Origin of the sequence: Streptomyces palmae (genome assembly GCF_004684805.1) — a bacterium.
Taxonomy (GTDB): domain Bacteria; phylum Actinomycetota; class Actinomycetes; order Streptomycetales; family Streptomycetaceae; genus Streptomyces; species Streptomyces palmae.
The window spans coordinates 1-10073 of the sequence record NZ_SRID01000261.1 but is presented as its reverse complement, the minus strand read 5'-3'; the positions used below and the strand labels follow the sequence as shown (position 1 = coordinate 10073).

5 protein-coding genes are annotated in these 10073 nt (G+C 73.1%); 2 read left to right on the top strand and 3 right to left on the bottom strand.

Annotation, left to right across the window (positions count from 1 at the left end; translation table 11 throughout):
- Positions 1–86 precede the first annotated feature (86 nt).
- A complete protein-coding gene (locus E4099_RS22970; protein ID WP_135341008.1) occupies positions 87–620 on the bottom strand; it encodes a SigE family RNA polymerase sigma factor in 534 nt (177 codons plus the stop codon).
- Positions 621–967: 347 nt separating this feature from the next.
- On the bottom strand, positions 968–2767 hold the full coding sequence (gene aspS / locus E4099_RS22965; protein WP_135341007.1) for an aspartate--tRNA ligase: 1800 nt from the start codon (positions 2765–2767) through the stop codon (positions 968–970).
- Positions 2768–2885: 118 nt separating this feature from the next.
- On the opposite strand from aspS, the gene E4099_RS22960 reads away from it, so the two are divergent.
- Positions 2886–5072: an ATP-binding SpoIIE family protein phosphatase gene (locus tag E4099_RS22960; RefSeq protein ID WP_135341006.1), complete on the top strand. Its 2187-nt coding sequence runs from the start codon at positions 2886–2888 to the stop codon at positions 5070–5072.
- A 71-nt stretch (positions 5073–5143) separates the two neighbouring features.
- Here the strand turns inward: E4099_RS22960 and E4099_RS22955 are convergent, their stop codons facing one another.
- A complete protein-coding gene (locus tag E4099_RS22955; RefSeq protein WP_209446703.1) occupies positions 5144–6316 on the bottom strand; it encodes an AI-2E family transporter in 1173 nt (390 codons plus the stop codon).
- A 368-nt stretch (positions 6317–6684) separates the two neighbouring features.
- Here E4099_RS22955 and E4099_RS22950 point away from each other — a divergent pair, with 368 nt between their 5' ends.
- Positions 6685–9999 carry a right-handed parallel beta-helix repeat-containing protein gene (locus E4099_RS22950; protein ID WP_135341005.1) on the top strand — a complete coding sequence of 1105 codons (3315 nt, stop codon included), beginning with the start codon at positions 6685–6687 and terminating at the stop codon, positions 9997–9999.
- Positions 10000–10073: the final 74 nt, after the last annotated feature.

The following is a 10073-nucleotide window of genomic DNA, read 5'->3' as shown; positions in this document are numbered from 1 at the left end:
AGACGATGTCGTACTGCCAGGCCAGGATGTCCAGCGGGTCCTTGGTGCGCAGCGCCTCCAGGCCGCCCTGCGGCATGGAGAACTGCTCACCGTCCGGCACGGCGGTCACCCCCGGCGGGCTCGGGTTCGGGCAGCTGGGCGCGCAGGCTGCGCAGCGCCTTGACCGCCTGGCTCTTCACGGTGCCCGGTCCGCAGCCCAGCACCCGGGCGGTATCGGCCACGCTCAGGTCCTCGAAGTAGCGGAGCACCACCACGGCCCGCTGCCGCACCGGCAGCCGCCGCACCGCCGCGGCCAGGCTCTGCTCCAGGTCGACCGCGGCGAACGGGTCCGTCGCACTGGCCCGCTCCGGCAGGTCCTCGTGCGGCACCTCGCCCCGCCAGCGGCGGCGCCACCAGGAGGTGTGGGTGTTGACCAGCGCCTTGCGTACGTACGCCTCCGGGTCCTCGCCGACGATCCGGTGCCAGCGGGGCCACACCTTCGCCAGCACCGTCTGCAACAGGTCCTCGGCCAGATGCGCGTCGCCGGTGAGCAGCCAGGCGATCCGCAGCAGCCGGGGGCCGCGGGCGGTCACGAACTCCTCGAAGCCGAGGTCCGGCGGTGTCGCGTCGGCACCGTTCACCGAGGTGTCCTCGCCATCGCTCCCCTGCTCTCACGGTGTACCCCACTCCTGTGGAACGCGCCGGGAGGCCGTCCAGGTTGCCCGGGGCCAGGGATGGGACGCGGCCCGGGGCCACTCAGGGCCGTCCCGTCCGCGGGGACGGACGCGATCGGGGGCCGCTCGGGTCCGCCCCGGCCGCGGGGAGCGCACCCGGCACCGGCCCACTCGGGTCCGTCCCGGCCGCATGGTCCGCACCCGGTCCAGGGCCGCTCGGGTCCTCCTACCGCCGCCACCCCGGCCGGCCGGGACACGCCATGACCCCGGCCCGTGTACGGACCGGGGTCATGGATGCCGCGGAGTCGACGGCCTTACGCCTCGGGCTTCTCGGCCGGCTTCTCGGCCTGCTTGACCTGGGCCGGCTTGCGGATGGACAGGTGCAGCTCCTTCAGCCGCGCCTCGTCCACCTCGCTCGGGGCGCCCATCAGCAGGTCCTGCGCGTTGCCGTTGAGCGGGAAGGCGATGGTCTCCCGGATGTTGGGCTCGTCGGCGAGCAGCATCACGATGCGGTCCACGCCCGGGGCGATGCCACCGTGCGGCGGGGCGCCGAACTTGAAGGCGCGCAGCATGCCGCCGAACTCGCGCTCCACGTCCTCGTTGGAGTACCCGGCGATCTCGAACGCCTCGTACATGATCTCGGGCTCGTGGTTCCGGATGGCGCCGGAGGACAGCTCCACGCCGTTGCAGACGATGTCGTACTGCCAGGCCAGGATGTCCAGCGGGTCCTTGGTGCGCAGCGCCTCCAGGCCGCCCTGCGGCATGGAGAACGGGTTGTGCGAGAACTCGATCTGCCCGGTGTCCTCGTTCCGCTCGAACATCGGGAAGTCCACGATCCAGCAGAACCGGAAGACGTTCTCCTCGAAGTGGCCGGCGCGCTTGGCGGCCTCGACCCGCACCGCGCCCATGATCTTGGAGACCTCGTCGTACTCGCCCGCGCCGAAGAAGACCGCGCTGCCCGGCTTGAGGTCCAGGGCCTCGGTGAGGGAGGCGACGTTCTCCTCGGTGAGGAACTTGGCGATCGGGCCGGCCAGCGCGCCGTCGTCGCCGACCCGCACCCAGGCCAGGCCCTTGGCGCCCTGCTCGACCGCGTACTCACCCATCTGGTCGAAGAACTTCCGCGGCTGGTCCGCGGTGTCCGGCACGGCCAGGGCACGCACGTGCTTGTCCGCGAACGCCTTGAAACCGGAGCCCGCGAAGACCTCGGAGACGTCCACCAGCTCCAGCTTGGCGCGCAGGTCCGGCTTGTCGGAGCCGTACTTCAGCATCGCCTCGCGGAACGGGATGCGCGGGAACGGGGAGGTGACGTGGCGACCGCCGCCGAACTCCTCGAACAGGTCGGTCATCACCTTCTCGATGACCTGGAAGACGTCCTCCTGCTCGACGAAGCTCATCTCGACGTCGAGCTGGTAGAACTCGCCCGGCGAGCGGTCGGCGCGGGCGTCCTCGTCGCGGAAGCAGGGCGCGATCTGGAAGTAGCGGTCGAAGCCCGCGATCATCAGCAGCTGCTTGAACTGCTGCGGGGCCTGCGGCAGCGCGTAGAACCTGCCGGCGTGCAGTCGCGAGGGCACCAGGAAGTCGCGGGCGCCCTCGGGCGAGGTGGCCGACAGGATCGGGGTGGCCAGCTCGTTGAAGCCGAGCGCGGTCATCTTCTCGCGGATGGAGCGGATCACCGCGGTGCGCAGCATGATGTTGCGGTGCATCCGCTCGCGGCGCAGGTCGAGGAAGCGGTACTCCAGCCGCCGCTCCTCGTTGACCCCGTCCTCGGTGTTGATGGTGAACGGGATCTGCTCGGCGGCGCCCAGCACCTCAACCTCGGTGACCTCGATCTCGATCTCACCGGTGGGCAGCTCGGGGTTGACGTTGTCGGCGCCGCGGCTGACGACCTTGCCGTCGACGCGGACCACGGTCTCCTTGGTGAGACGGCCCAGCGCCTCGTTGGCGGGGGTGCCGGGGCGCGCGACGAGCTGCACCAGACCGTAGTGGTCGCGCAGATCGATGAAGAGGATGCCGCCCAGATCACGACGATTGTGCAGCCAGCCGGAGAGCCGGACGTCGCTGTCGACGTCAGCCGCACGGAGCTCGCCGCAGGTGTGGGACCGGTACCGATGCATCGTTCATCCAAGTCGTCTGGTTGAAGGGCGCTGATTACACGCGTAAAGCCACCCGCAAGGGTACCGGCGTGGAGGGCTTCACTGGTAAGCCTGTGACTTATCCCCATAAAGTGGTGCAATGCGCACCGAGGAGGTTCTGGTCGCCCTCGCGACCGGCATATGGCGATGGGACAGTGCCTCGGGATCCATCGTCCTGGACGCCGAGGCCGCCCGGCTGATCGGCCTGCCCGCCGAGCCCGCCGTCCTCCCCGAGTCGGCCGTCCGTGCCCGCTTCCACCCGATGGACTGGATCGAGGCCCAGGCCCTGGCCCGGCTGGCGATCACCGAGGGCACCCCCGCCGAGACCCGCTCCCGGGTGGTGGACGAGCAGGGCCGGGTACTGCGTACCCTGCGCACCCGCAGCCGCACCGAGGCGGTCACGGCCGAGGACGGCCTGCTCCGGATGGTGGGCACCTTCCAGGAGATCACCGAGCCCATGCCGGGCACCTCGGCGGCGCGCGCGATCAGCGGTGACCTGCGGCGCAGCCGGGAGGCGTTCCTGCTGGACGCCGGGCGGGCGCTGGCCGAGGCCGGCTCCACCAGCGAGGTGCTGCAGGTGGTCACCAAGCTGTCGCTGCCCGGCTTCCAGCCCAACGGCATGGCGGTGCTGGCCGTCGAGGGCGAGCGAATAAGGATCATCGGGCACTACGGGCAGTCCCCCGGCGACGAGGAGCCCGCCCTGACCCTGACCCTCGCCGACACCGCCCATCCGCCGGTCGAGGTGGTCCGCACCGGGCAGGCGGTGTACGTGCCGACCCCGGAGGAGTACCGGAAGCGCTTCCCGGAGGCCTGGCGGCTGCTGGAGCGCTTCGACAGCCACTCCTGGGCCTTCCTGCCGCTGACCTCGGGCGGACGGGTGACCGGGGTGTGGATGGCCGCGTTCGACGATCCGGTGGGCTTCACGCCGGACGAGCGCTCGGTGCTGTCCACCGTCGCCCGGATGCTCGCCCAGGCCCTCGCCCGGGCCTCCGCGCACGAGACCGAGCGGGAGCTGTCCGACGGGCTCCAGCGCTCCATGCTGCCCTCTGCCAAGCCCGACATCCCGGGGCTGGCGGTGGCCGCGCGCTATGTGCCCACCGGCGGCGGCCTCCAGGTCGGCGGCGACTGGTACGACGTGATCGACCTGCCGTCCGGCCGTACCGCCCTGGTCATCGGGGACGTGCAGGGCCATGACGTACGGGCCGCGGGCCTGATGGGGCAGCTGCGGATCGCGCTGCGCGCCTACGCCGCCGAGGGGCACCACCCGGACGCGGTGCTCTGCCGCGCCTCCCACTTCCTGTCCGGACTGACCAGGTCCGAGGACGGCGACGACCCGCGCTTCGCGACCTGCCTGTATGTGGAGATCGACCCGGCGACCGGCTTCATGGACGTCGCCCGGGCCGGACACGGCGACCCGGCCATCCGGCACCCCGACGGCGCGGTGACGACCTGGCACACCTCGGGCGGCCTGCCGCTCGGCATCGACCCGGACTCCGACTACCCCACCACGCGGATCGGGCTGGCCCCCGGTGAGACGCTGCTGATGTGCACCGACGGGTTGATCGAGACCGGCGGGCACGACCTGGACACCGGCTGGCAGCGGATCCGCGCGGTCTGCGAGGAACACGCCTCGGTCGACACCGGTGACCTGGAGTCACTGGCCGACGCCCTGGTGCAGGCCGTCCACGGGCCCGCCTCGCACCACACCACCGGTCCGCTCGCCGACCGGCGGGAGGACGACATCGCGCTGCTGCTCGTCAGCCGGGACGGCGCGCTGTGCCCGGAGGGCCCGAACGGAGGCGCGATCCGGCGCACCGCCATGACGGTGGCCCAGGCCGAGCCGGAGCGGGTCGCCGACTGCCGGCACCAGCTGCGCGAACTGCTGGACGACTGGGCGGACCCGGAGCAGGTCGAGTCCGCGGTGCTGCTCCTGTCCGAGCTGGTCACCAATGTGCTGGTGCACACCGACGGGGACGCGCTGCTGCTCGCCGAGGTGACCGGGGAGCGCGACGGGCGGACGCTGCGGCTGGACGTGGCGGACGGCAGCGACGAGCTGCCGCACCGCCGCCGGCCCGGCGAGCTGGCCTCCTCCGGGCGCGGGCTGTGGCTGCTGGACATGCTCGCGGACACCTGGGGGGTCGATCCGCGCGGCCCGGGCAAGGCCATCTGGTTCCGACTCGACGAGCGGTCCCCGGACCGACCGGACGGTGCGGAAGGACCGGACGAGCACCCGGAGGCCGAGTTCTGGCTGCCCGGCGGCTTCGAGTCGGTGGAGCCGCTGACGTAGGCCGGACGGCTCGCCGCCGGACGGACCAGCGCCGGACGTCCCGCACCCTGAGGGGACCACCCCCGGCCGGGTCACTGCTCGGACGCGCCCCCGGTGGACGGACCAGCCCCCGACGCCCCACCGCCGGGCGGCCCCGTACCGGACCCACCGCCACGCGCTCCGCCACGCGGGGCCCTCGGGTCCGGGGCCAGGGTGGAGCCGCCCGTGTACTGCTGGTGGATCTCGGAGAGGATCCCGAAGGCGGCGGCGGTCAGCGGTACCGCGAGCAGCATCCCCACGATCCCGGCCACCGCCGCGCCCCCGGCGATGGCGACCATCACCACCGCCGGATGCATCTGCACGGTGCGGCTCTGCACGATCGGCTGGAGCAGGTGCCCCTCGATCACCTGCACCGCCACCACCACGCCCAGCACCCACAGGGCGGAGCTGAGTCCGCCGTGGGCCAGCGCCACCAGCACCGCCACCGTGCCGGAGAGGAAGGCCCCCAGGTACGGGATGTAGGCGCCGACGAACACCAGGGCGCCCAGGCCCGCCGCGCCGGGCACACCGAGCCCCACCAGCCCGGCGGTGATCAGCACCGCGTCGATCAGGGCGATGATCGTGGTGCCGCGCATGAAGCCCTCGATGGCGGCGAGCGCCCGGCCGCCCATCGCCTCCAGCTGGGTACCGCGGCGCGGTGAGAGCCGGTGCACGGCGGCCATCACCCGGTGCCCGTCGCGCAGGAAGAAGAAGGTCAGCAACAGGGCGAGCACCGCCATCCCGATGACCTCGCCGACCACGCTGATGCCGCTGATCACCTCGGAGGCCGCCGTTCCGCCGAACCGGCCGAGCAGCTCCTTGCCGTTGGCGGCGAGGTCCTCCAGCGAGCTGCCGGCGGTGCCGAAGTGGCCCGACAGCTTCCGGGCCGCCTTCTTCAGCGAGGCCAGGATCTCGTCACCGGTGTCGATCAGCGCGCTGACCACGATGTACCCGGCGCCACCGACCACCGCGACCAGGACCAGGCAGGTCAGTCCGGCGGCCAGCGAACGGTTCATCCGCATCCGGACCAGCCTGCGGAACATCGGCCCGAGCAGCCCGGTGCCGAGCAGCGCCAGCAGGACCGGGGTCACCGCGGCCTTCAGCTGGACGCACAGCCAGATCACCACCGCGCCCACGCCGGAGACCAGCAGCGCCACCACGCACCAGGCCGCCACCCGCCGCGCCGCCTCCGGCAGCAGCGGCCCCCCGTCGTCCGAGGCACCCAGGGGCCGCGGATCGGCGGTCGGGGCGCCAGGGGGCTGCGAACCGGCGGTCGGGCCGCCGGCGGGTGGCGGGGTCTCGGGCAGGCCGCCCGAGGACCGCGGCTCACCGGGCGCGGCGCCCGGCGGCGGATTGCCCTGCGGGTCGGTCGGCACCGCTCCAGCCCATCACGCGTCCGCGCACTCCGCCCGCCGAGCGACCCACAGGGGTGATCCCCCGTCAACCTCCCCCGTACCACCGGCCGGGCGTCCCCCACATGGTGGCGTCCCGTCCGTTTGGCCAGGCATGATGGGGCACACCAGTTCCACACGCCCCGGGAGCGAGCGGACCCCGCACAGCGGTACGACGCCGGGGGCGCCCGGGAGGTCAGAACGTGTCACGCCAGGTGCTCACCGTCGCGCAGGACGGGACCGGCGACTGCCGCACCATCTCCGAAGCTCTCCGGATAGCCCGCACCGGGGCGGTGATCAGCATCGCCCCGGGCCGGTACGAGGAGAGCCTGACGCTGGCCACCTCCCTCACGCTGACCACCACCGAGGGCCGCGGCACCGTGGAGCTGGCGCCCCGCCGCGGGCCGGCGCTGACCCTGGCCTGCGACTCGGCGATGGTCAACTCCCTGGTGCTGCGCGGCCATGACGACGAGCTGCCGGTGGTGGACGTGCCGCGCGGGCAGCTGCTGCTGGACCGCTGCGATGTGTACGGCTCCTCCTGGGCCGCGCTGTTCGCCCGCGGCGCCGGTTCGCTGGCGGTGCGCCAGTGCCGCGTCGAGAACCCCAAGGGCGCCGGGCTGGTGTCCACTTCGGGGGCCGAGAGCCTGCTGGAGGACTGCGTCATCGAGCACCTGGGCACCTCCGCCGTGGTCGCCGGCGAGCAGGGCCGGGTCTCGGTGCGCGCCGGCCGACTGCGCGACGCCCGCGGCAACGGCGTACTGGCCAACGGCCGCGCCCAGGTGCTGGTGGAGGAGTGCGAGATCTCCGCCGCCGACAAGCCCGGGGTCGCCGCCGAGGAGGAGAGCACCGTCACCGTGGCGCGGTCCACCGTGGCGGACTCCGTGGTCGGCGTGTTCAGCAACACCACCGGCGCCACCACCCTGGAGGAGGTGACGGTACGGAACACCACCGGGCACGGCTTCGTGGTCGGCGGCGGTTCCTCGCCCACCCTGCGCCGCTGCCGCACGCTGCGCACCGCCGGACACGGACTGCTGGTCACCGAGCGCAGCCGCGGCCTGGTCGAGGAGTGCGTCTTCACCTCCGCACGGGACGCCGCGATCCGCGTCGCCGAGTTCTCCTCCCCGGTGCTCACCGGGAACGCCGTCCGCGAGGCCGAGGCGACCGGGGTACTGCTGGAGGGCGAGTCGGCCGCGGAGATCGACCGGCTGGAGGTGGTGGGCAGCGGCGGCACCGGGGTGGTCATCCGCGCCGGCGCCAATCCGCTGCTGCGGCGCACCACCGTGACCCGCTCCGGGGCGCACGGCGTGGAGGTCCTCAAGGACGGCCGCGGCCGGCTGGAGGACTGCCTGATCGAGGAGTGCGAGGACGCCGGGCTCCAGGTGTCCGGCCACGGCAGCCTGTACGTCGGACAGGGCCGGCTGCGGGCCGCCAAGGGGGCCGGGGTGCGGGTGGGCGCCCTCGGCTCGGTGACCCTGCGCGACACCGAGGTGGCCGACTGCCCGGCGGTGGCCATCCACGTGGAGGAGCAGGCCGAACTGACCGCCGCCCGCTCGCGGGTGCGGGACGCCGGCGAACACGGAGTGCTGGTCGCGGCCGGCGCGCGGGCCTCGCTGAACTCCTGCGAGGTGACCGGTTCGGGCGCCGACGGGATCCGGGTGGAGGGCCCGGACCCCGTCTCGGTGATCAACTGCACCCTGCGGGAGAACAAGGGCAGCGGGCTGCGCCAGACCGTGGCCGGCGACCGGCTCGCCGTGGAACAGCTGACCAGCTCCGACAACGGCGCCCCGGACGCCTGGGGCAGCGAGGCGGACGCGGCGGCGGCCGGAGACGGCCGGCTGCCGGGCGGCGCGGCCGTGGGATCCGCCGCCGAGACGGACCCGGAGAGCGGCCCGGTGGCCGAACTGGAGTCGCTGATCGGCCTGGACGACGTCAAGCGGCAGGTGCTGACGCTGATCAACCTCAACCGGATGGCGCAGCGCCGGGCCGCCGCGGGCATGCCGGCGCCGCCGATGAGCCGACACCTGATCTTCGCCGGGCCGCCCGGCACCGGCAAGACCACCGTGGCGCGCCTGTACGGCTCGATCCTGGCCTCGCTCGGGGTGCTGCGCTCGGGCCACCTGGTGGAGGTCTCCCGGGCCGACCTGGTCGCCCAGATCATCGGCGGCACCGCCATCAAGACCACCGAGACCTTCACCAGGGCGCTCGGCGGGGTGCTGTTCATCGACGAGGCCTACACCCTGCTGTCGGACTCGGCGGGCTCCGGGGCCGACTTCGGCCGCGAGGCGATCGACACCCTGGTGAAGCTGATGGAGGACCACCGCGACGACATCGTGGTGGTGGCCGCCGGCTACCCGAAGGAGATGACCGACTTCCTCGCCTCCAACCCGGGCCTGGCCTCCCGCTTCACCCGCAGTGTGGAGTTCGCGGACTACAGCTCCGAGGAGCTGGTCACCATCGTGGAGCGGATGTGCTCCAGCCACCGCTACGAACTGGACCCGCAGGCCCGTACGGCGCTGCGCACCCACTTCGAGCGGATGCCGCGGGACGCCGGCTTCGGCAACGGCCGTACCGCGCGCAAGGTGTTCGAGGAGATGGTGGACCGGCAGGCGTCCCGGCTGGCGGCGCGCGGCGACGTCGGCGAGCACGACCTGGCCCTGCTCACCGCCGAGGACGTGGGCCTGCCCCCGGCCCCCGCGGGCGGTGCCGGCGCGGACGACCAGGATCCGCTGCTGCGGCTGGACGCGCTGATCGGCCTGGCCGCGGTCAAGCGCGAGGTGAGCGACCTGGTCAACCTGCTGGCCACGGCCCGGCGGCGGGCCGCCGCGGGCCTGCCGGCGCCCCGGATCAGCAACCACCTGGTCTTCGCGGGCCCGCCCGGCACCGGCAAGACCACCGTGGCCCGGCTGTACGGGGAGCTGCTGGCCTCCCTGGACGTGCTGCCGCGCGGCCAACTGGTGGAGGTGTCCCGCGCCGACCTGGTGGGCCGGTACGTCGGACACACCGCCCAGCTGACCAAGGAGGTCTTCCAGCGCGCGCTGGGCGGCGTCCTGTTCATCGACGAGGCGTACACGCTGACCCCGGACACCGGCGGATCCAACGACTTCGGCCAGGAGGCGGTGGACACCCTGCTGAAGCTGATGGAGGACCACCGCGACGAGGTGGTGGTGATCGCCGCCGGCTACACCGCGGAGATGGACCGCTTCCTCAACTCCAACCCGGGTCTGGCCTCCCGCTTCACCCGGCACATCGAGTTCCCGGACTACTCCTCGGACGAGCTGGTCACCATCGTGCGCGGGCACGCGGTGGACAACGGGTACGACTGCGCCCCGGGCGCGGCCTCGGCACTGCGCGACTACTTCGACGCGATCCCGCGCGGCCGCACCTTCGGCAACGCCCGCCTGGCGCGGCAGACACTGGAGACCATGATGACCCGGCAGGCGCGGCGGCTCAGCGCCGTGGCCGCGCCCAGCCTGGACGACCTGCGGCTGCTGCTCCCCGAGGACCTGCCGGAGCGCTGAGCGAACGCCCCGGCCATGCCCGCGATCACCGAGAAGTCCCGCCCCTGTCTATTATACACAGCTGACGCTGCCGA

What these genes read in the sequence shown, in the direction of transcription:
- aspS (WP_135341007.1), bottom strand. Translation starts at nt 2,767, where the DNA reads ATGCATCGGTACCGGTCCCACACCTGCGGCGAGCTCCGTGCGGCTGAC.
- E4099_RS22960 (WP_135341006.1), top strand. Translation starts at nt 2,886, where the DNA reads ATGCGCACCGAGGAGGTTCTGGTCGCCCTCGCGACCGGCATATGGCGA.